Below are 22,688 nucleotides of genomic sequence, written 5' to 3' on the forward strand. Positions count from 1 at the left end.
TCGCTGGAATTGCTTTACGCCGTCAGCACGATATTGGCGGCGCTTTCCTTGAGTTCGACGCCAAAGGCACGCTGGTAATGCTCGGCCACCAGCGTCCGCTCCAGCTCGTCGCACTTGTTGAGGAAAGTGAGACGGAAGGCGAAAGCGACGTCGCCGAAGATTTCCGCGTTTTCCGCCCAGGTAATGACGGTACGCGGGCTCATCACGGTCGAGAGATCGCCGTTGACGAAGGAGGCGCGGGTGAGATCGGCAACGCGAACCATCTTGGAGACCGTGTCGCGGCCGTTCTTCTCGCGGAAGCTCTTCACTTTGGCGAGGATGATGTCGACTTCGTTGTCGTGCGGCAGGTAGTTCAGCGTGGTGACGATCGACCAGCGGTCCATCTGCGCCTGGTTGATCTGCTGCGTGCCGTGATAGAGGCCCGTCGTGTCGCCGAGGCCGACCGTGTTGGCGGTCGCGAACAGGCGGAAGGCCGGGTGAGGACGGATCACGCGGCTCTGATCGAGCAGCGTCAGGCGGCCCGAGGATTCCAGCACGCGCTGGATGACGAACATCACGTCCGGGCGGCCGGCATCGTATTCGTCGAAGACGAGCGCGACATTGTGCTGATAGGCCCAGGGCAGGATGCCGTCCTTGAACTCGGTGATCTGCTTGCCGTCCTTGAGGACGATGGCGTCCTTGCCGACGAGGTCGATGCGGCTGACATGGCTGTCGAGGTTGACGCGGACGCAGGGCCAGTTGAGGCGGGCCGCGACCTGCTCGATATGGGTCGACTTGCCAGTGCCGTGGTAACCGGAGACCATCACGCGGCGGTTATGGGCAAAGCCGGCGAGGATCGCGAGCGTCGTGTCGCGGTCGAACAGATAGTCCGGATCGAGATCGGGAACGTAGGGGTCGCCCTGGGAGTAGGCGGGAACCATCAGGTCGCTGTCGATGCCGAAAACCTTGCGAACCGAGACTTTGGTGTCGGGAAGGTTGGAAATTTCCAAATCGATCTTGCTCATTGCGTCTCCATCGCGGCGGACCCTGTCCGGCCGACCGCGCAAGGCCTTCCCTGGCGGCTTTGTTCAATCTTGTCCTATCTCAACGGGTTAGCAGAAACCCGCCTGCTTTAGCAACTGATAGGCCTGGATCACGGCGCGAAAACGCTCCTCCGATCCACGGTCGCCGCCATTTGCATCCGGATGATGCTTTTTGACAAGCTCTTTGTAGCGCGACTTGATGTCCTCAGGGCTGGCATTTGCGGCAAGCCCCAGCGTCTCGAAGGCCTTGCCTTCCAGCGGCTTCAGTTTCTTCACCCGCGGCTCGAAGCGAGGGCCCCGCCCGCGCCCCTGTTCGACAAAGCCGAACGGGTCCTTCATGCGCGCCTGTGAAGCGGCCGACCCGGAGCGGGTCGTACCCTGAGTGGGACCATGCTTGGCGTTCTTGTTGACGCCCACGGTCCAGGTCGGGCGATGGCCGGTGATCGCCTCTTTCTGGTAGCGCGCAATCTCGCTATCGGAGAGGCCGGAGAAGTAATTGAAGCCCTTGTTGTACTTCTGCACATGCTCGAAACAGAAGAGAAAATACTGCCCCTCCGCGTGACGCCCGACAGGCGCGCGGTGCTTTCCGGGTTCGTCACAGCCGTCCCACTGACAGGTGGGAGCGGAAGGCTCCGGCCTCGCCTGCGCATGCTTACGCGTGCGGATGCGGTCGAAATATTTGGAATCAAGTTTCATGAGGCGCTGAGTATGGGGTTTTAAAAAACCCATCACAAGAATTGACAAGCAAGAATGTTGGTGGCCTTCTGGAACCCTTTTCCCGCTTTGCAAGGGTGCATATGTCCGTTCAATCCGAGATTGAGGAGCTGCTGAAGACACACTTTCAGCCGGAACGCCTCGCCGTGATCAACGAAAGCGACCGCCATGCCGGCCATCGCCCGCCGGAAGAGGGCAATGAGACGCATATGCGCGTGCGCATCGTCTCGCCCGCGTTTGCCGGCATGACCCGCATTGTCCGTCACCGCGCCATCAACGACGCGCTGAAACCCGCCTTCGACAAGGGCCTGCATGCGCTCGCCATCGAGGCGGCCGCGCCCGGTGAGGCGACGCGGTGGTGACGAGACAGTCTTTTGCTGGTAATGCGGCGCCGGCAATGTAAGACTGGTTCACATGAGAGACGACAAGACATCGCGCGACAAGCGAGGCTATCACCACGGCAATCTGCGCGAGGCGCTGATCGAGGCTGCGCTGAAGCTGATCAACGAGCATGGCTCGGATGGCGTGACGCTTTCGGAGGCTGCGCGCATGGCCGGCGTCAGCGCTGCCGCCCCCTATCGCCATTTCAAGGACCGGAACAGCCTGATGACGGCCGTGGCCGAACAGGGCTTTGCCACCTTTGCCGAAGTGCTTGAGAAGGCCCGTTCGGCAACGCCGAACAATCCTGTAAAATCACTGATGGCGATCGGCGAAGCTTATCTCGATTTCGCCCGCCGCGCGCCGGCCCATTATGCCGCCATGTTCGAGGCGGGCATTGCCCATGGTTCAACCCCGGACCTTGCACGCGAAAGCGCCCGCGCCTTCAATGTTCTTCGCGATGCCGCCACAGACATCCACGCCATCCTGCCCGCGGACCGCCGGGCGCCGGCCTTGATGATCGCACTCCATATCTGGTCGCTCACCCATGGCGTCGCCTCGCTTTTCCTGCGTGGCGACAATGCGCGGCGTAATCTGCCGGTGAAGCCCGAGGAGCTACTGGAATCCGGCGTGCTGATCTATCTCGACGGCCTCGGCTACGCCCCGCGCTGAGCGCCCCGAGTTCAGCCTTTCCAAATATTTTCGCGCGCTTCTTGACTTTCCTCCGCAGTCCGCCAATCTATGTGAATGTTATTAACATTAACACTGACGGAGGCAGCGATGAGCATCGCCACCAAACTGGATGAAGTGGGACGTCCCGCATGGATCGTGGCGATGATTGCCGGCTTCATCATCTTCTGGCCGATTGGCTTGGCCATTCTGGCTTTCACCATATGGAGTGGACGAATGGGTTGCAGATCTTACGCATATGCCGGCTATCGTGACGAACGCCGCGCGTGGAAGGAAGCCTGGCGGGAGCGCAAGCGCGAAATGCGCGAGATGTTCCGCTCGGAGCGTAACCGCTTCGGCGGCGCGATGAGCACCGGCAACAGCGCCTTCGACGACTACAAGGCCGAAACGCTTCGCCGCCTCGAAGAAGAACAGGCCGAGTTCAACGAATTCCTCGAAAACCTGCGCCGCTCGCGCGACAAGGCAGAGTTCGAGCAGTTCATGCAGAGCCGCCGCAATGCGACCACGCCGGCGACGACTGAGAACAACGGTTCGTCCAACGGCTCGAACAATCTTGAGCCCTGGCGCGACCAGTCCGGTGAAAACAACACGCCGAACTACTGACCACCGGTCTGAAATCACATGAAGAACGGCGTCGCTCTCAGGGCGGCGCCGTTTTCGTTTGCCGTCTCGACAGGAACAAATTCCGCGTACCTCGCGTTTGTTCGACCGGATGCCGCAACGCCCGCGGCATTATCAGTGCAGCAGTGCGGAGGTATGGACTATGCTGAAATGGGCTCTGATATTTCTCGTTATTTCGGTTGTTGCCGGCCTCTTCGGCTTCACCGGTATTTCCGCGGCGGCAGGCGGCATCGCGCGCGTCCTGTTCTTCATCGCGATCGTGATCTTCCTGATCTTTGTCGTTCTGGCCCTGCTCGGCATCGGCGCAGTCGCATAAGGTAAGCGAAGGAGCCTGGAGCAATTCCAGCGAAAGTGGACGCAGGTTTCGCGTCCGGAATTGCGTAAAAACAAAGAGCTAGAGCGCTTCAGTGTTTCCGTTTAATGCTGAAGCGCTCTAGATATCATCCTCGACGGCGGGGCGGATGCGCAGCTTGGTAATCCGGTTGCGCTCCCGCTTCATCACGATGAAGCGCTTGCCATAGAAGGTGAAGGCCTGCCGTTCGTCGGGAATGGATTTCGACTCGTGAATGACGAGGCCGGCGATCGTGGTCGCCTCTTCATCCGGCAGGTCCCAGTCAAGCGCGCGATTGAGATCGCGGATCGGGACTGAGCCATCCACCACCATCGACCCATCCGCCTCCTGGCGGACACCCTGCATGTCGAGGTCGTATTCGTCGGAGATATCGCCGACAATCTCTTCCAGAATATCTTCCAGGGTGACGAGACCCTGCACCTCGCCATATTCGTCGACGACGATCGCGAAATGGCCCTTGCGGCGCAGGAATGCGTTGAGCTGGTCTTTGAGATTCGTCGTGTCCGGCACGAACCACGGCTTCTGCGCAAGCTTGACGATATCGATCTTGGACGTGTCCGCGTCGACATCCGCCATCGCGCGCAGCAGGTCCTTCGCATGCAGCACGCCGATGATATTGTCGGTCGAGCCACGCCAGATCGGCATGCGCGTATAGGGGCTGTCGAGAATGATGCGGACATTGACGTCCACCGGATCGTCCGCATTGATGGCCCGCATCGCAACGCGATGCACCATGATGTCGGAGACCTCCAGTTCGCCGAGATCGAGTACGCCGCCGAGACGGTCGCGGTCGGCCTTAACCACCGAGCCTTCCTTGTGGAGATAATCCACCGCGCCGCGCAACTCTTCATGTGCGGTGAGCATCGAGACTTCGCTCGATAGCCTGACGCCGAAAAGGGCCAGGATCGCGCGCACCAGCCAATTCACCGCCGCCGAGACCGGGCCGACGACGAGAACGAAGAGGCGCACCATAGGCGCAACAGCAAGCGCAAAGCGGTCCGGCCCGGCAATCGCCCAGCTCTTCGGCAGGACTTCGGAGAAGACGACAACGATGGCCGAGGTGACCAGCGTCGCGATCGCCACACCGGAATCGCCGAATACGTCGAGAAACAGGCTCGTCATCAGCGAGCCTGCCAGAATATTGACGATCGTATTGCCGATCAGCAGCGCCCCGATCAGCCGGTCACGCCGCTCGATCAGATGCGTCACGATATTAGCGCGCATCTCGCCATTGTTGCCCAACGTATGCATGCGCGACTTCGACGTCGCGGTCAGCGCGGTTTCCGACCCCGAGAAAAAACCCGACAACAGCACCAGCGCAAGAATGCTGGCAATGCTGATCCAGTAATTTCCCAGAAAGCTCAGGACCGCGTCGAACATCATAGGCCGAGTTTCTCCTCCAGGAAGCGAACGACTTCCGAAGCGGGGACGTCATCCGCGATGAAGGATTCGCCGATGCCGCGTGTGAGGATGAAGGTGAGCTTGCCGCCCTTCACCTTCTTGTCCTGCGCAATCGCCTCCATGAGCCGCTCGGCCGTCGGCCGCTCACCCGGAATTTCCTGCATCGTGGTCGGTAGACCGACCTCCTTCAGATGGCGAATGACCCGCGCCGCCGCATCCGGGCTTGCGAGATTCATGCGCGCCGAAAATTCATGCGCCAGCACCATGCCGATCGAAACGCCTTCGCCATGCACGAGCCGGGCGCTGTCGTACTGGGTGAAAGCCTCCAGCGCATGGCCGAACGTGTGTCCGAGATTGAGCAGCGCGCGGGCGCCGTTCTCGCGCTCGTCTGCCGCCACCACATCGGCCTTCGCCTGACAACTCGCGGCGACAGCCTCGATGCGAGCCTCACCGCCGGCAAAGACATCGCGCCAGCTTTTCTCCAGCCAGGCAAAGAAGTCCGGCTTGTCGATGAGGCCATATTTGGCGACTTCCGCATAACCGGCGCGGAACTCGCGCGGGGTGAGCGTATCGAGCACATCGGTATCGGCCAACACGAGGTCCGGCTGGTGGAAAACGCCGACAAGGTTCTTGCCGTGCCGCGTGTTGATGCCCGTCTTGCCCCCAACGGAACTGTCGACCTGCGAGAGAAGCGAGGTCGGCACCTGGATGAAGCGTGAGCCGCGCCTTACGATGCCGGCCGCAAACCCCGTCAGGTCGCCGATGACCCCACCGCCCAGCGCAATCACGGCATCGCCGCGCTCGATGCGCGCTTCCAGAACATGGTCGACCACGCTGATCAGATGCTCGAAGCTCTTCGTCTTCTCGCCCGCCGGAAGCGTGAGCGAGGTCGCCGTAAGTCCAGACTGACTGAGACTTTCCATGAGCGCGGGCAGATAGCGCGCGCCGACATTCTCGTCGGTGATGATCGCAAGCTTGCGGCCCTTCAGGCGCGCAGAAATCTCGCGCCCTGCCGAGGCAATCAGGCCGGGGCCGATCAGGATGTCATAGGAACGGTCTCCGAGCGGGACGCGGACGGTGCGTTTTGCTTCAGCCAGCATGGTCGGCCTCTTGAATGGATGCGGGAACGGCATGGGCGGCGATAGCCTCCAGCACTTCCAGCAGGATGACTTCCTTCTTGGCGTCGCGCGACATCACTTCGATATCGGCCTCCGCATAGATCGGATAGCGCGCCGCCATCAGGTTGGCGAGCGTTTCGCGCGGATTGGTCGTTTTCAGCAGCGGACGATTATCGCGCTTCGAAACCCTGGCCCACAGCGTTTCCAGATCGGCATTGATCCAGACAGTCAGCGCGCCCATCTCGCGGATCACCCGGCGGGTATTGTCGTTGACGAAGGCCCCGCCGCCGGTTGAAATCACGCGCGGCCCGGTCTTCAGCAGCCGCTCGATCACGCGGGTTTCCAGAGCACGGAACTCCGGCTCACCATAGGCCGCAAAAAGCTCGTTGATCGTCATGCGCGAGACGCGCTCGATCTCGTGATCTGAATCGACGAAGGGAATTTCAAGTGCCTGCGCGGCTATCTTGCCGATGGCGGATTTGCCAGCCCCCATGAGACCGACAAAGACGAGGTCGCGTTTGCCCAGCGCCTGCCGGGCCCGCGTCACCACATCGTCCTCATGCACCGTCTCGGCCACGCTTCATCCTCAAGTCTTGCCGTCTCTTCAGTTCCTATCGGCAAAAGCGCCGCAGGCGTCAAGTGCGGCTCGGCTTGTGTTACCCGTGCGGAGACCGCATATAGACAAAAGCTCGATTCGCTTGCGGGATTTCCGATGCCCACTCTGTTCCGCCTCATGCTCTGGTGCGCGATGATCGCCGGGACCGGTTATGCGATCCTCTATGTCCTGGCCTATGGTGTTCAGCCGACCCCGCGGGAGGCTTACGTGAAAATCCCCTCTGAGCGGGTCAACACCCAGCCGGCGAGCCAGTGACATGGCCGACCTGTCGGGCGCCCATGTCGAAGCTTTTCTGGAAATGATGAGCGCCGAGCGGGGTGCTGCACAAAACACGCTCGCCTCCTACAAGCGCGACCTCGATGACGCCCGCGCTTTCATGAAGCGGCGGGGTGTCGCATTGACGGAAGCGGCCTCCGCCGATCTTTCCGCCTACCTGACGGATCTCGCCGCTCAAGGGTTCGAAACTTCGTCTCAGGCCCGGCGACTGTCGGCGCTTCGGCAATTCTACAAGTTTCTTTACGCGGAAAACCTGCGCGGCGACGACCCGTCCGGGATCATCGATGCGCCGAAGAAAAGCCGGCCGCTCCCGAAAATCCTCCACGAGGACACTGTCGGCAAGATGCTGACGCTGGCCGCCGAAGAGGCGCAGCGCCCTGGCCCCGGCCAGACGGACCGCCTGCGCATGGCCGCCCTTCTCGAACTTCTCTACGCGACCGGCATGCGCGTCAGCGAACTCGTCTCCCTGCCCGCCCGCGTGCTGAACGGCGAAGGCCGCTTTCTGCTAATCAAGGGCAAGGGCAACAAGGAGCGCATGGTGCCCTTGTCGCGCCCTGCCATCGCCGCGCTCGATGCCTATGGCGCAGCCCTGAAAGCGGAAGCCGCAGCCAAGGATGGACCCGAGAGCCCGTGGCTCTTCCCCGCCCGGAGCAAGGAAGGTTATCTGCCGCGCCAGGTCTTCGCCCGCGATCTCAAGGCGCTCGCGGCCCGCGCCGGCGTTCCGGCCGCTGCCGTCTCGCCGCATGTGCTGCGCCACGCCTTTGCCAGCCACCTTCTGCAGAACGGCGCGGACCTGCGCGCCGTGCAGGAACTACTGGGCCATTCCGACATTTCAACCACACAGATCTACACGCATGTGCTGGATGAACAGCTGCAGAAATTGGTCCACGAACATCACCCCCTTGCAAAAAAGCCAAAAACCGACGATTAGGGTCCGCGTAAACTGAAGCTGCCAGCGCTTGAAGCGCGGCTCACGCGCGCGCCACGTAGCGACCGGAACGGATCAGATGCACAATTACCTCGACTTCGAAAAGCCGATCTCCGACCTGGAAGGCAAGATCATTGAGCTGAAGAAGCTGGCAGAACAGGACGACAGCGTCGACACGTCCGAAGAAATCCAGAAGCTGGAAGCCCGCGCCCATGAGGCGATGGTGGAAATCTATGCCAAGCTTTCCGCATGGCAGAAGACACAGGTGGCCCGCCATCCGCAGCGCCCGCATTTCATCGACTACATGGAAGCGCTCTTCGAGGACTTCACGCCGCTCGCCGGCGACCGCGCCTTTGCCGAAGACGCCGCCATCCAGGCAGGCCTTGCCCGCTTTCGCGGCCAGCCGGTCGCGCTGATCGGCCAGGAAAAGGGCAACGACACGAAGTCCCGCATCAAGCACAATTTCGGCAGCCCACGTCCGGAAGGCTATCGCAAGGCAATTCGCGTCATGGAACTGGCCGACCGCTTCGGCCTGCCGATCGTCTCGCTGATCGACACCGCCGGCGCCTATCCGGGCGTTGACGCCGAAGAACGCGGCCAGGCGGAAGCCATCGCCCGCTCGACGGAAATGTGCCTTAACGTCAAGGTGCCTGTCATCTGCATCGTGCTCGGCGAAGGCGGCTCCGGCGGCGCAATTGCAATCGCCACCGGCAACCGCGTCTACATGCTCGAACATGCGATCTACAGCGTGATCTCGCCGGAAGGTGCGGCCTCGATCCTGTGGCGCGATTCCGCGCGCGCCAAGGAAGCCGCGACCAGCATGAAGATCACCGCCGAAGACCTCAAGGGCCTCGGCGTTATCGATGGCATCATTCCGGAACCCGTCGGCGGTGCGCATCGCGATCCGGAAGCCGTGATTGCTGCGACGGGCGATGTGATTGCCCGCGCGCTCGCGGATCTGAAGGGCGTGAAGGACCTGCGCAAGCAGCGGCGCGAGAAGTTCCTGGCCATCGGCCGGAATCTCTAAGGGAAGGGCGCGTTAGCCCCTCCCGTCCCTGAAACGTCGCATGAAGACGGTCGGCAAGCGGAAATTCGTGTTTTAGCTGGTCACAGTCTTTCCACATTTGCCCAAACTTCAACACAATTGACCTGTTTGGAGTGGATAAGTTCGAATCCATCCTCCGGCGGTGCGTCCTGATAAGGTCCGCTTAACGATTTGTGAACTATAACAAGGCTGCCGGAACTGTTTGCCCGGCCCTCACGTGTCAGTTTATCGAGCGGTGAATATGCGGTTCAAAGCCTTCGTCATCATGGCCTTCGCGGCGACCATGCTTTCGGCGTGTCAGCAGGAAGATGTGCTGGACGTATCGCGTCTCCAGGGCAAGCCGGAGTTGCGCCTCACCAACGCGACGCTCTCGCGCATGAAGGCGCTGAACATGGATCGGAATTCGCCGATCATGATCCGCATCTTTAAAGAGGAAGGCGTGATGGAGGTCTGGAAAGCCAACGCGTCCAACCGCTATGCGCTCCTGAAGAGCTATCAGATCTGTGCCTGGTCGGGCATGCTGGGGCCGAAGAAGAAGGAAGGCGACCGACAGGCGCCAGAGGGCTTCTACGACATCACCAAGGCGCAGATGAACCCGAATTCACGCTATTATCTCGCCTTCAACATCGGCTATCCGAACGCCTATGACCGCTCGCTCAACCGCGGCGGCACGAACCTTATGGTGCATGGCGCCTGCTCGTCGTCCGGCTGCTATTCGATGACGGATGCGCAGGTGCAGGAAATCTTTGCTCTCGCCAACGACGCCTTTGCCGGCGGCCAGCAGGCCTTCCAGATCCAGGCCCTGCCCTTCCGCATGACGGCTGACAACATGGCCCGCCACAAGAACAGCCCGAATATCGACTTCTGGAAGATGCTGAAGATCGGCTACGACCAGTTCGAGATCAGCCATCGCCCGCCGGTCGTCAATGTCTGCAATCACACCTACGTCTTCAACCAGATCGCTGCCCCCGGTCAGAGCTTCAATCCGTCGGGCGCCTGCCCCGCCACCTCGACGCCGCCGGAAATGGCGCAGGCCTATTCCGCCTATGAAGCGAAATACAACACCGACTATGCCGCAGCCGAAAAGAAATATGCTGGCTATATCTGGGATGAACCGACCGAAGCACAGCGCAAGGCCGCCGTTGCTGGTCTCAAGAAGAAGAGCACAGACCTCGCCTTCGCGCCCACCGGCAACGGCCTTCAGGCCGGCAAGCTGGTGAAGATCGAGGAATTCCAGGCGGAAGAGCAGAAGCGCGCCCAGACCGAAGCCGACAAGGCACTGGCCGAAGCCGCCATCAAGGCCGTGGAGAAGACCAAGCGCGCGCCGGTGCCACAGGCAAACCCGATCGTGCCTGCCGCCCAGCCGACCACCGCGAGCATCGCCTCGAACGTTCCGGAAAACCGCCCCTTCTGGAAGCTCTGGAACTGACCGGCATGTCCGGTCAGACGCCTGAAAAACCCGACCTCATCCTCGACCTCAAGGGCCTCAAATGCCCCCTGCCGGTCTTGCGCACCCGCAAGGCTCTGAAACCGCTTTTGCCCGGCTTAATCATCGAAATCGAAACCACCGACCCGCTGGCCGGCCTCGACATCCCGCATATGTGCAATGAGGATGGGCATGTGCTGGTGTTTTCGGAGCGGACGGAGACGGGGCATCGGTTTCGGGTACGACGGGGCTGAGGCAGCGGAAACGCCCCCCTCTCTCGGGATTTCTAACACTTAGCCTGCGACTCAATGTAAGAAATCCCTTTTTCCCCCACCAAGGGGGAGATTGGAGCAAGCGGCAGCCTCACACTCCCCATCTCCCCACTTGTGGGGGAGAAAGCAAAAACAAGGTCTTAGCCGCAGGCTAAGTCGTAGATTTTGCAAGCGAGGGGGTCTGCCACAACCTCAACGCCCTCTAAAACTTCATCCCCGGCACCGCCAGCGGATTGTCCGTCAGCGCGGCGCGATCCGCCCCGCCGACACGTGGCTTTCCGATGAACGCATCAAACAGCTCACGCACGAAATCCTCTTCGAGGTCCTTGGTGATGAGCACCAGACGCGTGCGCCGATCCTCGCCAGGCCAGGCCTCCAGCCGCGCCGGCGGGTGGAGCGTCGATTGGGCGGCATGCAGCACCAGCGGGCGGGATGGGTCGTCGGAGAGCATGACAATCGCCTTCATGCGCAACAGTTTCTCGCCGTGGGCCGAGCGCAGCAGGTCGACAAACATCGCTACGGCGTTCCGGTCGATCGGCTGGTCATGCACGATGGAGAATGAGCGGATGCTGGCGTCGTGACGGTTCAGGTCGTCATGATGATGGTGATGGTGGCCATGGGCGTGATGTGCATGATTGTGGTCGTGCCCGTGATGATGGTCGTGGTCATGCTCATGATGCCCATGGTCATCGTGATGATGATCCTGCGCCTTGTCCTCCTGCGCCAGCCAGCGGGCCACATCCGGGCTCTTGGCCGTCACGTCGAAATAGCCGGCCTGGAGCAACGGAGCCATCCCCGCCTCGACACCATCGGCATCGACAATCCGCGCATTGGGATTGATCGCCATCAGCCGCGCCGCCAACGCGCTGACCTCCGACGCCTCGGCCATCGTCGACTTGGAAATCACCAGCCGGTCGGCCACCGCTGCCTGCCGGCGCGCCTCCTCGTGATTGTCGAGCGAGCGCATGCCGTTCAGCGCATCGATGACCGTTACCACACCGTCGAGATGGAAATTCTGCGCGAGAACCGGATTGCCGATGACCGATTGCAGCACCGGCACCGGATCGGCAAGCCCGGTCGTCTCGATGACGACGCGTGAGATCGGCTTCATCTTGCCCGTCTGCATCAGGTCAATGAACGAGGCCAGCGTATCGACCAGTTCACCGCGCACCGTGCAGCAGAGGCACCCGTCGGACAACTCCACCATCTGGTCGCCGGAGGTTTCGACCAGCATGTGGTCGATGCCGACATCGCCGAATTCGTTGATGATCACCGCGCAGTCTGACAACTGCCGGTCCTTGAGCAGCCGGTTGAGCAGCGTCGATTTGCCCGCGCCGAGAAAGCCGGTGATGATGGAAACGGGGATGCTTTTCACGGAAGCACCTTATTGTTGCGACGGGCGCGGCTTGGGGATCGGGATTCGCTTGAGCTTCGGCCCGCCATCGCCCTGCTCTATACCGTCACCCTGCGCGGCGCTCGGCTCCGGCGGCAGCAGATTGGCGACCACGAAACGCGGATCGTGATCCATTTCGTGCAGGTAGGGCGATTTGAGCTTCATCTTGCCGTCTTCGTCGCGGCCTTCGGAGCGCACCTGCGCGGCCTTCGGATTGCAGATCTCGTTGCGCACATCCGCCACCTGATCGCGCGTCGCGCCGTAAGGGGCGAGCGTTGCCAGCGTATCGGTGCCGGTCTCGGGCTTGGTGAGACCGAGCTGCATCAGATCGGCGGCCTGATCGGCGCGCCCACCCAGGCTGTCGGCGCCCAGCACGACAGCAACCACGGTGCGGCCATTGCGGGTGGCCGAGCCGATCTGGTTGAAGCCCGACGAGCAGATGAAGCCGGTCTTCATCCCGTCCGCGCCGTCGAAACGACCGATCAGCAGATTGTAATTTGTGTATTTCTTGGTGCCGTTGATGAAGCCTTCCACCGAAAAATAGCCCGCATACTCCGGAAACTCGCGCCGTAATGCGACGGTCAGGACAGCAAGATCGCGTGCAGTGGTATATTGGCCTTCCTGCGGCATGCCGTTGGCATTGACGAAATGGGTGGAAAACATGCCGAGCCGCGCGGCTTCCGCATTCATCATCGACACGAAATTCTCGTCCGAGCCGCCGACAGCCTCGCCGACCGCCATCGCGATATCATTGGCGGACTTGACCAGCATGATCGTCAGCGCCGTGTTCATGGTCATCCGCGCGCCGGGCTTGAAATACATTTTGCTCGGCTTCTGGGCTGCCGCCTGCTTGGACATGACAACGGGCGTGTCCAGCGTGATGCGGCCGCTTTTCAGGGCCTTGAAGGTGACATAAGCGGTCATCAGCTTGGTCAGCGAAGCAGGATACCAGCGCTGGAACGCTTCCTGATGATAGATGACGCGGCCCGTCGCCACATCGACAACAATCTTCGGATTGGCAAATGCATCCGCAGGCACGGCGACGGTTGCCGCCAGAGCCAGCGCAACCGCGCCGCCCATGATCTTCTGCAGGATACCGACCGCTGCCATTTGTAAAACTCCTTGAAACGAATGCCTGTCGCTCGAAACGCCCGGCCTTTTACCCTATATGCCGGATGGAGGCAAAGGCCATTGATTGATTTGCCCTGCCGGTCCAAGATCGGAGACAAGGGCGCGTGACCGCCGCCGAATAACCATCAATGACGACAGGAATTCGACCATGCCGATTTTGAACCGGGCCGCCGAACTTCAGGACGAAGTCGCCGGCTGGCGGAGAAAGCTCCACGAGAACCCGGAGCTTCTTTTCGACGTTCACGCCACCGCCGCCTTCGTTGCCGACAAGCTGAAGGCGCTGGGCGTTGACGAGGTTGTGACCGGCCTCGGCCGCACCGGCGTCGTCGGGATCATCAAGGGCAAGGGCCCGGGCCGCACGATCGGCCTGCGAGCCGACATGGATGCGCTGCCGATCAACGAGCAGACCGGCAAGCCCTGGGCCTCGAAAACGCCCGGCAAGATGCATGCCTGCGGCCATGATGGCCACACGGCCATGCTTCTGGGCGCGGCGAAATATCTTGCCGAAACGCGCAACTTCTTCGGTGCCGTTGCTGTGATCTTCCAGCCGGCAGAAGAAGGCGGCGGCGGCGGCAACGAGATGGTCAAGGACGGCATGATGGAGCGCTTCGGCATTGCCGAGGTCTATGGCATGCACAATTTTCCGGGCGTCCCCGTCGGCACCTTCGCGATCCGCAAGGGCGCCATCATGGCCTCGACGGACGAGTTCATGATCACGGTCAAGGGCCTCGGCGGCCACGCCGCCATGCCGAACCGTGGCGTCGACCCCGTTGTCATCGGTTCGCAGATCGTCATGGCGCTGCAGACGATCGCATCGCGCAATGCCGACCCGCTGGAATCCGTCGTCGTCTCCGTCACCAAGTTCAACGCCGGCAACGCGCATAACGTCATCCCGAACGAGGCCAAGCTCGGCGGCACCGTGCGTACGCTGAAAAAGGAAATGCGCGATCTGGCCGAAAAGCGCCTGAAGGAAATCGCTCAAGGCATTGCCGCGGCTGCCGGCGGCAGCGCCGAGATCTGGTATGACCGCAATTATCCGGTGACCTATAACCACGATCTCGAAACCGAACACGCCATTGCCGCCGCGATCGAGATCGCCGGCGAGGCCAATGTCGAGAAGAACATGAACGCCACCATGGGCGGCGAGGACTTCTCCTACATGCTCGAAGCCCGCCCCGGCGCCTTCATCGCCATTGGCAACGGCGAAAGCGCCAGCCTGCACCACCCGGAATACGACTTCAATGACGAGATCATCCCGCATGGGATATCGTACTGGGTGAAGCTGGCGGAGAGCCGGCTGGCGGGGTAAAGCGCGACGGTCTCCTCTCCCCTTGGGGAGAGGTCCGCCGAGCAAAGCGGAGGCGGGGTGAGGGGTTAGGCCGGCAAGGCCTCCGTCGAAGACCCCTCATCCGGCCCTACGGGCCACCTTCTCCCCATCGGGAGAAGGGGAAACTCACCCAACATTCTCCGCAAAAAGCTGCAGCGTTCGCTCCCAGGCAAGCTTTGCCGAGACCGGCTCATAGGCCGAACGCGCATCACAGCTGAAACCATGGCCTGCCGGATAGATATAGACCGGCACATCCGGCCGCTTCTGCTTGACGATCTCGGCCTTTTCGATCGGTATCGAATGATCCGTCTCACCGAAATGCACGATGGTCGGGCATTTCGGTGCGTGATCGACCATGTCGGGAACCATGCCGCCATAATAGCAGGAGGCCGCCGCCAAATCGTCGCGGGTGATCGCCGCGCGATAGGCGAGCGACCCGCCCAGGCAATAGCCGACAATACCAACCTTGCCATATTGCTTCACCGCGTCGACCGCCGCACCGATGTCCAGCATCACGGCGTCCCGATCGAAATCCTTCATCATCGCGATACCAGCCTGCACGTCGTCCGGCTCATAACCGCGCTCGTAACCCGGGGAAAGGCGATCGAAAATCGCAGGTGCTGCGGCCACATAGCCTTCCGCCGCATAGCGCTCGCAGACAGAGCGGATATGCGCGTTGACCCCGAAAATCTCCTGCAGGACAACAATCGCACCCTTAACCTTGCCATCCGGGATCGCGATATACATCTTAATAGTCTTCCCGTCGGAAGCGGTAATGTCCAGCCATTCCGTTTTCAAAGCTCTCTCCATTTTTCGCTGATAGGCGGATGTAACAAATCCCACGAAAAAGGCTGTTTCAAGTGAAGATGCGGTAACAAATCGGAACTTTGTGCATTTTCGTCACTGGCTATGTTCACAACAAAGAGGAACCACCCCATGGCTCAACCCACAATCCAATTCAACGACGGCAAGACCATTCCCCAGATCGGCCTCGGCGTCTGGCAGACACCGAATGAGGAAGCCTCCCCTGCCGTTCGCAAGGCGCTGGAAGTCGGGTACCGCCATATCGACACAGCCGCGATCTACGAAAACGAGGAAGGCGTCGGCGAAGGCATTCGTCAATCAGGCGTCAGCCGCGGCGACATCTTCCTCACGACCAAACTCTGGAACGACCGTCAGAGCCATGACGCGGCACTGAAGGCCTTCGACGAGAGCCTGAAGCGGCTCGGCACGGATTATGTCGATCTCTTCCTCATTCACTGGCCCTCGCCCCATCGCGGCACCTATGTGGAAGCGTGGAAGGCTCTGGTCGAGCTGAAAAAACAGGGTCGCGCCCGCTCCATCGGCGTCTCCAACTTCGCCGAAGAGCACCTTGAGCGCATCATCGGCGAAACCGGCGAAACACCGGTCTTGAACCAGATCGAGCTGCACCCGGATTTCCAGCAGAAGGCGCTCCGCGCCGTCCATGACCGCCTGGGGCTTCGAACGCAGTCCTGGAGCCCGCTCGGCCAGGGCAAGCTGCTGTCCAACCCGGACATTGCGAAGGTCGCGCAGCGCCTCGGCAAATCACCGGCGCAGGTCATCATCCGCTGGCATCTCGACAACGGTCTGATCGTGATCCCCAAATCGGTGACGCCGTCGCGGATCGAGGAGAACTTCAAGGTCTTCGATTTCACGCTGGATGCCGAGGCCAAGGCTGTTCTCGATGCGCTGGACGGCGACAATCGCGTCGGCCCCGACCCGATGACGGCAAAGTTCTGACCAGCCTCGGCAGCGCCCGCCGTTTGACTGCGGCGGGCGCATCAGCGCTTGAAGAGAACGGGAACCGTAAACGGCCATTGCTTTCGTCCCGCCTCTGGCGGGATCGCCGGAAAAGGCGAGGCACGGCGCACGGCCTCCATGGCCGCCTGATCGAGCACGGGCGAGCCGGAACTTGAGACGAGGCGTATCCCGCTCGCGCTGCCATCGGCGAGCACGGTGAAGGCCACCTGTGCCTGACCGCTGCCGCCCGAGACGGCGCTCTTCGGATATTTCAGCGCGCGCCGAAGCTTGGCCGCGACCTTACCCGGATAATTGGACACCGCCGCATTTCCGGGATCGAAGAGCGATGCGCTGCTGCCACCCGCAGAGGAGCCGCGCTCGGCGCTCTTGCTCGCCTCGCCGGCCTCGCCTTTCCGGCGATGAGCCTGGGTCTGCCGAGCCTCTCGTTCGGCTTCGGCCTTCTTGCGCGCTGCTGCCTTCTTTTCCTCCGTCTTCCGCTTCTCGACCACCTTCTGAACGGGCTTCGTCTGCTGCGGCGGCTTTTCCGGTGTTGGCGGCGCCTTCACCGGTTCAGGCGGCTCAGGTGCCTTGACGGGCTCGGACGGTTTGACGGGCTCAGGCGGCGGCTCGACCTTTTCGGTCGGTTCCGGCGGCCTGGGCTGTTCAACCGGCGCGTCCGGTTTCGGATTCAACTCACCCGTTTCCGAGACGGCGGCGGGATCCACGGCAAGATTGTCCGGCGCTGCGGCCGCCGGTGGTGGCGGCGGCGGTTGCTGCGGGGGTGGCGCAGGCTCGGGGGCGTGTTGTTCCGATGGCGCGGCGGGTGCCGAAGGCACAGGCGGCGGCGGGTCCGGCGGCAGCTCTTTCTCCGGGGGCGCGGGAGGCTCCGCGGCCGTGGCAGGCGGCGCGGCCTGCTCGGACGTCTCAGGCACACGGGCCTCTTCGACCGGCGCGGACGCAACCTCCCCGTCCGTGTCACCCGCGGCGAGACTATCCACCACCTGTTCGCCCAGAAGCGTCACGGAGATCGCCCCGCCCCCTGCAATCTCCAACGTATCGGGCTTGGGCGTGACAATCAGAAGAGCGACACAGGCGAGATGCAAGGCGACGGATGCCAGAAGACCGACCTTGAGCGCGCGGCGCGGTGCCGGGACCCCTGGCTGGACAGGACTGCCCTCGGAGAACCCCGCCTCCGGCCGCGGCGTAAAATCCTGGCCAAGTTCGCCACGCTCCGGGCGTTCCAGCCAGTCATCATCCTTGCACTCGAACGTCTGCCCCTCTGGCCACTCCAGACTGGGCGCAACCTTGCCTTTCCCGCCTGCGAGAACAGGCAGCAACGGCCAGGCACGGAAGGTTCGGCGGTCGATGCGCTGTTCCTTGCGGCGCGGAACGTCCCCGGGAGACAACACACCGCCCAACCGGCTCTCGCCCTTGTCTTTATCTTTGCGCAGATCGGTCATCACCTGCGATCCCGCGCTGTTGCCTGCCGTGGAAAAGAGCAGATGCATCGGCATATCGATATCGGCCCGACAAGCTGTCGGTCTCGACGATCAATTCAACCACGCGCGTCTTCGCAATGCCGCGTCTCGCCGGCCAAGGCATCGCGCCGCTCAGGTCTATCCCGATCGTCAAAGCCGTTCTCACTTGTTGAGGATCAGCTTGCCCTGGCGGGTGATGCGCAGCCGATAAATCTCGCCATTATGCGCGATCTCGATCTCGCGGGCACCGTTGAACAAGGTTTCCGTCGAATAGACGGTGCTGCGCTCAGCGGGTGCACGACGATCGTCGGGCGTGGGGCTCGTTTGATCTGCTCTCTGCATGGGCCTTGGCTTGCTTTTCCGCGGGGCCTGGCTGGCATCGAGCTGGCTGGGCGCATCCTTTCTTCAATACTTGAATTCTATAGTCATGTTAACGACAGGACGCAACACACGAGTGGATGTTTCATCTTCCGAGACCCGCGAAAGGCAGCCGCCAAACAAAAAAGCGCGCTCGAAAGAGCGCGCTTCACGTCCCGCGAACGGGAAATCAGATTGGCTTGAACTCAAGCAGCGCCGACAGCGCGGCTCTTTTCGAAACGCTTGCGGTCGTTCGAGTCGAGATACAGCTTGCGCAGGCGGATCGACTTCGGCGTGACTTCCAGCAGCTCGTCGTCCTGGATCCAGGAGAGAGCACGGTCGAGCGTCATGCGGATCGGCGGCGTCAGCTTCACGGCTTCATCCTTGCCAGCGGCGCGGATGTTGGTGAGCTGCTTGCCCTTCAGCACGTTGACTTCGAGGTCGTTGTCGCGGCTATGGATGCCGATGATCATGCCGGCATAGACCTTTTCACCCGGCTCGATGATCATCGGGCCGCGGTCTTCCAGGTTGAACATGGCATAAGCCACAGCCTCGCCCGAACCGTTCGACAGCAGCACGCCGTTGACGCGGCCGGCAATCGCGCCCTTGTAGGGCTGGTAGTCGTGGAACAGGCGGTTCATGATCGCCGTGCCGCGTGTATCGGTCAGCAGTTCCGACTGATAACCGATGAGGCCGCGGGTCGGTGCGAAGAAGACGAGACGGACGCGATTGCCGCCCGACGGACGCAGCTCGACCATTTCGGCCTTGCGCTCGGACATCTTCTGCACGACGACGCCGGAATGCTCTTCGTCCACGTCGATGACGACTTCTTCGATCGGCTCCATCGTTTCGCCGGTCGCTTCGTCCTTGTGCATGACGACGCGCGGACGCGACACGGCAAGCTCAAAGCCTTCGCGGCGCATGGTTTCGATGAGAACGGCGAGCTGCAATTCGCCACGGCCGGACACGAAGAACGAGTCCTTGCCTTCCGCTTCCTCGATCTTCAGCGCAACGTTGCCTTCGGCTTCCTTGAGCAGACGGTCGCGGATGACGCGGCTCGTCACCTTGTCGCCTTCGGTGCCGGCGAGCGGCGAGTCGTTGACGAGGAAGGACATGGTAACCGTCGGCGGGTCGATCGGCTGGGCAGACAGCGGCTCGGAAACGGACGGATCGCAGAACGTGTCGGCAACCGTGCCCTTGGAGAGACCGGCAATCGCCACGATGTCGCCGGCATGCGCTTCATCGATCGCGGTGCGCTCGATGCCGCGGAAGGCGAGGATCTTGGAAATACGACCGTTTTCGATCAGCTTGCCGTCCTGGCCCAGAACCTTGACGGCCTGGTTCGGCTTGATCGAGCCGGAATGGATGCGGCCGGTGATGATGCGGCCGAGGAAGGGGTTGGCTTCCAGGATCGTGCCGATCATGCGGAAGGCGCCATCTTCGTCGCCGACGCTCGGCTTCGGAACGTGCTTCAGAACGAGATCGAGCAGCGGGGCCAGACCTTCATCCTTAGGGCCTTCCGGATTGACGTTCATCCAGCCATCGCGGCCCGAACCGTACATGATCGGGAAGTCGAGCTGTTCGTCGGTGGCGTCGAGGTTTGCAAAGAGGTCGAACACCTCGTTGATCACTTCCTCATGACGGCCGTCCGGACGGTCGATCTTGTTGATCGCAACGATCGGCTTCAGACCAACCTTCAGGGCCTTGCCGACCACGAACTTGGTCTGCGGCATCGGGCCTTCCGAGGCATCGACCAGAACGATCGCGCCGTCCACCATCGAGAGAATGCGCTCCACTTCGCCGCCGAAGTCGGCGTGGCCGGGGGTGTCGACGATGTTGATGCGAACACCCTTCCACTCGACCGACGTCGCCTTGGCCAGAATGGTGATGCCGCGTTCCTTTTCGAGGTCGTTGCTGTCCATCACGCGCTCGGCGACGCGCTGGTTTTCGCGGAACGAACCCGACTGTTTCAGAAGCTCGTCGACAAGCGTGGTCTTGCCATGGTCAACGTGCGCGATAATCGCGATATTGCGAATTTCCATCGTCTTTAGATCTCTGAGGCTTGGGCGCGGCAAATATGCGGGGAGGACGCCAGTTACTTTTGCCGGGCTCATACCCTTTTTTTTGCAAATGCGAAAGGGGGGTGGGCGCAAATGCGGCCTTCACGGCCGAGTGGGGCGCGAAAATCGAAGCTCCCCGCATGCGTGACGCAGGCCGTTTACAGGCCACACCGAGAGAGACGATCCAACCGGGACCGACAGCCGCGCGGACCGATCCGTCCTGCTACATTTCCTTGCGCACAGAAGAGCATCTCCCAAAAACGAAAAAGCCTGCCGCGGGAGGAGGTGCGGCAGGCTTTTCGAAAAGAACCGAACAGCGACTGGGAGGAGGAGTGCCGCTGTTCCGACGGGGCCCCTGGGAGGAGGAGTAGGACCCGGTCACTCGAAGCTCTGCGGGAGGAGGTGCATCGCTTCGATGCTTAGAAGATAGTGCATCTGCAAAAAAAACAAAATGCCTTTTGCTGCAGTGCAGCTATGCACGATTTGCATACCGGAGCAGCGATCCAATCTTTGGAGTCGCGAAAGCAAAACGGCGCCGCTCCAGGGAAGCAGGCGCCGCAATTCTTCGTCGTCAGGCGACGTCGATTAACGGATGGAACCGCCGCGAGCAACGCGCGGGATGTCGGCGCGAGTGAGGCCGAGATCCTGCAGTTCCCTGTGGCTCATGCGGCCGAGTTCGTTAACGGTCTGACGATACTTGCGCCATTCGTTGAAAGAGCGAGCGAGGTTCATGGGTGTTTCCTTTCTGAGGTCTTGTCGACGTCAGCGGCTCAGCTTCAAGTCCCGGCGTCTTCTCTATAACCCTTATATAATTCAGGCAAACGCCTATAAAAAGTGCTGATGCTGCACAGCACCTATGCAAATAGCGCAAATATGAGGCATCCATCCGCTGCACTGCGATGCGCGCTCCCAGGATCGCAGACGCAAAAAAGGGGTGCGTTCGTTTCCGGACGCACCCCTTGACATGACGGGCTAATTTTTTCGTTGGGCGAAGCGGGACTTCCCGAGCCTTAGAGACTTTCGAGCTTGGTCTGGAGCGCCTTCAATTGCTGCTTCAGCTCTTCGATATCGGAAGCCTCGGCCTTCTTGGCCGGCTTGACGGCTTCTGCCTGCGCACCGGCGGAGAAAGGCGAGAACATCTTCATCGCGTTCTGGAAGATTTCCGTATTGCGGCGGACCTGCTCCTCGATCATCTGGATCGGAAGCTGAAGATTCTTGGAGAGCGGCGTCTCTCCGAAAGCCTTGGAAATCTGCTCCTGCATCTGCGCCTGCTGCTCGGCGAAGGATTGCATGGAATGCTCGAGGAAACTCGGCACGACCATCTGCATCTGGTCACCATAATAGGAGATGAGCTGGCGCAGGAAAGAGATCGGCAAGAGCGTGTTGCCCGTCTTCGATTCCTGTTCGAAAATGATCTGCGTCAGAACCGAATGCGTGATGTCTTCGCCGGACTTCGCATCCTGAACGACAAAATCCTCACCACGCTTCACCATGCCCGCGAGATCGTCGAGGGTCACATAAGTGCTGGTACCGGTGTTGTAGAGCCGCCGGTTGGCGTATTTCTTGATGACGATTTCGCCGTCGTTCTTAGCCATGCAATCCTCCTCACCTCCAGCGTCTGTTGCGCTGCCGAAAACGAGATTAAGCGGAGTTCCCGTCCCAAGGCAATCGATTTTGTGCATCGCCGCGAAAAGCGCAGACTCCCGGACAAGTCTGCGCTTTTCGTTTTATTTCACTTACATTAGCATGAGTGAAGAAAATCGTGGCTCAGCGGCTCGTGCAGGCCCAGCGGACGACACGGCAATTGTCGCCGCGATTATAGCAGGCCTCCAGCGCGTTGCTCTCCGCCTCGCCCCGGTCATCGCCCCAATCGGCACCCCATCCGCCATTGGAAGCCCGCGCCACGGCGCCGCAGGCATTATAGAAATAGGTCGCGATCTGGCAGTCGTAGGCATGGTTTCCGCAATTGCCCATGGCGACACGCTCAGCCCGCCGGCGCGAAGGATGATCGTAGGACCAGCCCACCGCGCCGGTTGCCGGCGAGTAGGCAATGGCGCCGTAATTGTCAGCGCGAGCATCTGCGATCGAGAAGGACGCGGCAACGAACGCTGCCGCCGCTACAACAACACAAAATTTAGGCATGAGAACCCCCTAGAATTAACTGGACCAGAATCCAGTAAAGCCGCGTTTTTTCAATCTCGTGCGAGATTATCCCGGAAATGTTTCCCGCAGTAACGCCCCAGGGGGAGCAAAATGTAAGAGATAACTTACTCTGAAGATGCCGTCCTTTTCCTTATCCTGCGGCTCCAGTCGATCGGCATT

25 protein-coding genes are annotated in these 22,688 nt (G+C 61.2%); 11 read left to right on the top strand and 14 right to left on the bottom strand.

Annotation, left to right across the window (positions count from 1 at the left end; translation table 11 throughout):
• Positions 1-14: 14 nt before the first annotated feature.
• A complete protein-coding gene (gene cobS / locus LQK83_RS11180; RefSeq protein WP_230837490.1) occupies positions 15-1,004 on the bottom strand; it encodes a cobaltochelatase subunit CobS in 990 nt (329 codons plus the stop codon).
• 87 nt (positions 1,005-1,091) lie between these two features.
• Positions 1,092-1,718 (bottom strand): J domain-containing protein, encoded by a 627-nt coding sequence (locus LQK83_RS11185; RefSeq protein WP_230837491.1) that lies wholly within the window; start codon positions 1,716-1,718, stop codon positions 1,092-1,094.
• Positions 1,719-1,819: 101 nt separating this feature from the next.
• Here LQK83_RS11185 and LQK83_RS11190 point away from each other — a divergent pair, with 101 nt between their 5' ends.
• The 4 genes from LQK83_RS11190 to LQK83_RS11205 all read left to right on the top strand — a co-directional run bounded on the left by LQK83_RS11190 (position 1,820) and on the right by LQK83_RS11205 (position 3,741).
• Positions 1,820-2,098 (top strand): BolA family protein, encoded by a 279-nt coding sequence (locus tag LQK83_RS11190; protein ID WP_230837492.1) that lies wholly within the window; start codon positions 1,820-1,822, stop codon positions 2,096-2,098.
• A gap of 52 nt (positions 2,099-2,150) precedes the next feature.
• A complete protein-coding gene (locus LQK83_RS11195) occupies positions 2,151-2,786 on the top strand; it encodes a TetR/AcrR family transcriptional regulator (RefSeq protein WP_230837493.1) in 636 nt (211 codons plus the stop codon).
• Positions 2,787-2,894: 108 nt separating this feature from the next.
• Positions 2,895-3,407: a DUF2852 domain-containing protein gene (locus LQK83_RS11200; protein WP_230837494.1), complete on the top strand. Its 513-nt coding sequence runs from the start codon at positions 2,895-2,897 to the stop codon at positions 3,405-3,407.
• Between the two features lie 160 nt (positions 3,408-3,567).
• Positions 3,568-3,741, top strand: a complete 174-nt coding sequence (locus LQK83_RS11205) for a DUF1328 domain-containing protein (protein ID WP_230837495.1) — start codon at positions 3,568-3,570, stop codon at positions 3,739-3,741.
• Positions 3,742-3,858: 117 nt separating this feature from the next.
• Here the strand turns inward: LQK83_RS11205 and LQK83_RS11210 are convergent, their stop codons facing one another.
• Genes LQK83_RS11210 through LQK83_RS11220 form a run of 3 tightly spaced genes read right to left on the bottom strand, consistent with a single transcriptional unit; the run spans position 3,859 to position 6,873 of the window.
• Positions 3,859-5,157: an HlyC/CorC family transporter gene (locus LQK83_RS11210; protein WP_230837643.1), complete on the bottom strand. Its 1,299-nt coding sequence runs from the start codon at positions 5,155-5,157 to the stop codon at positions 3,859-3,861.
• Entirely contained in the window at positions 5,157-6,278 is a 1,122-nt protein-coding gene (gene aroB / locus LQK83_RS11215; protein WP_230837496.1) for a 3-dehydroquinate synthase, read from the bottom strand. Before aroB ends, LQK83_RS11210 begins: the two co-directional genes overlap by 1 nt.
• On the bottom strand, positions 6,268-6,873 hold the full coding sequence (locus LQK83_RS11220; protein ID WP_230837497.1) for a shikimate kinase: 606 nt from the start codon (positions 6,871-6,873) through the stop codon (positions 6,268-6,270). Before LQK83_RS11220 ends, aroB begins: the two co-directional genes overlap by 11 nt.
• A gap of 135 nt (positions 6,874-7,008) precedes the next feature.
• Here LQK83_RS11220 and LQK83_RS11225 point away from each other — a divergent pair, with 135 nt between their 5' ends.
• From LQK83_RS11225 to LQK83_RS11245, 5 genes are all read left to right on the top strand, one after another.
• Positions 7,009-7,167: a hypothetical protein gene (locus LQK83_RS11225; protein WP_230837498.1), complete on the top strand. Its 159-nt coding sequence runs from the start codon at positions 7,009-7,011 to the stop codon at positions 7,165-7,167.
• 1 nt (position 7,168) lies between these two features.
• Positions 7,169-8,119 carry a site-specific tyrosine recombinase XerD gene (locus LQK83_RS11230; protein ID WP_230837499.1) on the top strand — a complete coding sequence of 317 codons (951 nt, stop codon included), beginning with the start codon at positions 7,169-7,171 and terminating at the stop codon, positions 8,117-8,119.
• Positions 8,120-8,195: 76 nt separating this feature from the next.
• The gene (locus LQK83_RS11235; RefSeq protein ID WP_230837500.1) at positions 8,196-9,143 is read left to right on the top strand and encodes an acetyl-CoA carboxylase carboxyltransferase subunit alpha; all 948 of its coding nucleotides are present in this window, start codon (positions 8,196-8,198) and stop codon (positions 9,141-9,143) included.
• Positions 9,144-9,402: 259 nt separating this feature from the next.
• A complete protein-coding gene (locus tag LQK83_RS11240) occupies positions 9,403-10,590 on the top strand; it encodes a L,D-transpeptidase family protein (protein WP_230837501.1) in 1,188 nt (395 codons plus the stop codon).
• Between the two features lie 5 nt (positions 10,591-10,595).
• A complete protein-coding gene (locus tag LQK83_RS11245; protein ID WP_230837502.1) occupies positions 10,596-10,841 on the top strand; it encodes a sulfurtransferase TusA family protein in 246 nt (81 codons plus the stop codon).
• A 220-nt stretch (positions 10,842-11,061) separates the two neighbouring features.
• On the opposite strand, the gene LQK83_RS11250 is transcribed toward LQK83_RS11245, so the two are convergent.
• Entirely contained in the window at positions 11,062-12,234 is a 1,173-nt protein-coding gene (locus LQK83_RS11250) for a CobW family GTP-binding protein (protein WP_230837503.1), read from the bottom strand.
• A gap of 9 nt (positions 12,235-12,243) precedes the next feature.
• The gene (locus LQK83_RS11255) at positions 12,244-13,362 is read right to left on the bottom strand and encodes a D-alanyl-D-alanine carboxypeptidase family protein (RefSeq protein ID WP_230837504.1); all 1,119 of its coding nucleotides are present in this window, start codon (positions 13,360-13,362) and stop codon (positions 12,244-12,246) included.
• A 169-nt stretch (positions 13,363-13,531) separates the two neighbouring features.
• Here LQK83_RS11255 and LQK83_RS11260 point away from each other — a divergent pair, with 169 nt between their 5' ends.
• Positions 13,532-14,692, top strand: coding sequence for a M20 aminoacylase family protein (locus tag LQK83_RS11260; RefSeq protein WP_230837505.1), 1,161 nt, complete (start codon positions 13,532-13,534; stop codon positions 14,690-14,692).
• A 144-nt stretch (positions 14,693-14,836) separates the two neighbouring features.
• Here the strand turns inward: LQK83_RS11260 and LQK83_RS11265 are convergent, their stop codons facing one another.
• Positions 14,837-15,457, bottom strand: a complete 621-nt coding sequence (locus LQK83_RS11265; protein ID WP_230837506.1) for a dienelactone hydrolase family protein — start codon at positions 15,455-15,457, stop codon at positions 14,837-14,839.
• Between the two features lie 189 nt (positions 15,458-15,646).
• On the opposite strand from LQK83_RS11265, the gene LQK83_RS11270 reads away from it, so the two are divergent.
• Positions 15,647-16,471, top strand: a complete 825-nt coding sequence (locus tag LQK83_RS11270) for an aldo/keto reductase (RefSeq protein ID WP_230837507.1) — start codon at positions 15,647-15,649, stop codon at positions 16,469-16,471.
• Between the two features lie 41 nt (positions 16,472-16,512).
• Here LQK83_RS11270 and LQK83_RS21655 read toward each other — a convergent pair whose 3' ends face one another.
• The 6 genes from LQK83_RS21655 to LQK83_RS11300 all read right to left on the bottom strand — a co-directional run bounded on the left by LQK83_RS21655 (position 16,513) and on the right by LQK83_RS11300 (position 22,508).
• Positions 16,513-17,931 carry an energy transducer TonB family protein gene (locus LQK83_RS21655; RefSeq protein ID WP_269065478.1) on the bottom strand — a complete coding sequence of 473 codons (1,419 nt, stop codon included), beginning with the start codon at positions 17,929-17,931 and terminating at the stop codon, positions 16,513-16,515.
• 180 nt (positions 17,932-18,111) lie between these two features.
• On the bottom strand, positions 18,112-18,291 hold the full coding sequence (hemP, locus tag LQK83_RS11280; protein ID WP_230837508.1) for a hemin uptake protein HemP: 180 nt from the start codon (positions 18,289-18,291) through the stop codon (positions 18,112-18,114).
• A 221-nt stretch (positions 18,292-18,512) separates the two neighbouring features.
• Positions 18,513-20,348, bottom strand: a complete 1,836-nt coding sequence (gene typA, locus LQK83_RS11285) for a translational GTPase TypA (RefSeq protein WP_230837509.1) — start codon at positions 20,346-20,348, stop codon at positions 18,513-18,515.
• Positions 20,349-20,951: 603 nt separating this feature from the next.
• Positions 20,952-21,098, bottom strand: coding sequence for a DUF1127 domain-containing protein (locus LQK83_RS11290; RefSeq protein ID WP_109856340.1), 147 nt, complete (start codon positions 21,096-21,098; stop codon positions 20,952-20,954).
• A gap of 278 nt (positions 21,099-21,376) precedes the next feature.
• Positions 21,377-21,961 carry a polyhydroxyalkanoate synthesis repressor PhaR gene (phaR, locus tag LQK83_RS11295; protein WP_230837510.1) on the bottom strand — a complete coding sequence of 195 codons (585 nt, stop codon included), beginning with the start codon at positions 21,959-21,961 and terminating at the stop codon, positions 21,377-21,379.
• 172 nt (positions 21,962-22,133) lie between these two features.
• The gene (locus LQK83_RS11300; RefSeq protein ID WP_230837511.1) at positions 22,134-22,508 is read right to left on the bottom strand and encodes a DUF4189 domain-containing protein; all 375 of its coding nucleotides are present in this window, start codon (positions 22,506-22,508) and stop codon (positions 22,134-22,136) included.
• Between the last annotated feature and the right edge of the window lie 180 nt (positions 22,509-22,688).

It is taken from the genome of Rhizobium sp. C1 (genome assembly GCF_021026335.1).
Taxonomy (GTDB): Bacteria; Pseudomonadota; Alphaproteobacteria; order Rhizobiales; family Rhizobiaceae; genus Ensifer_A.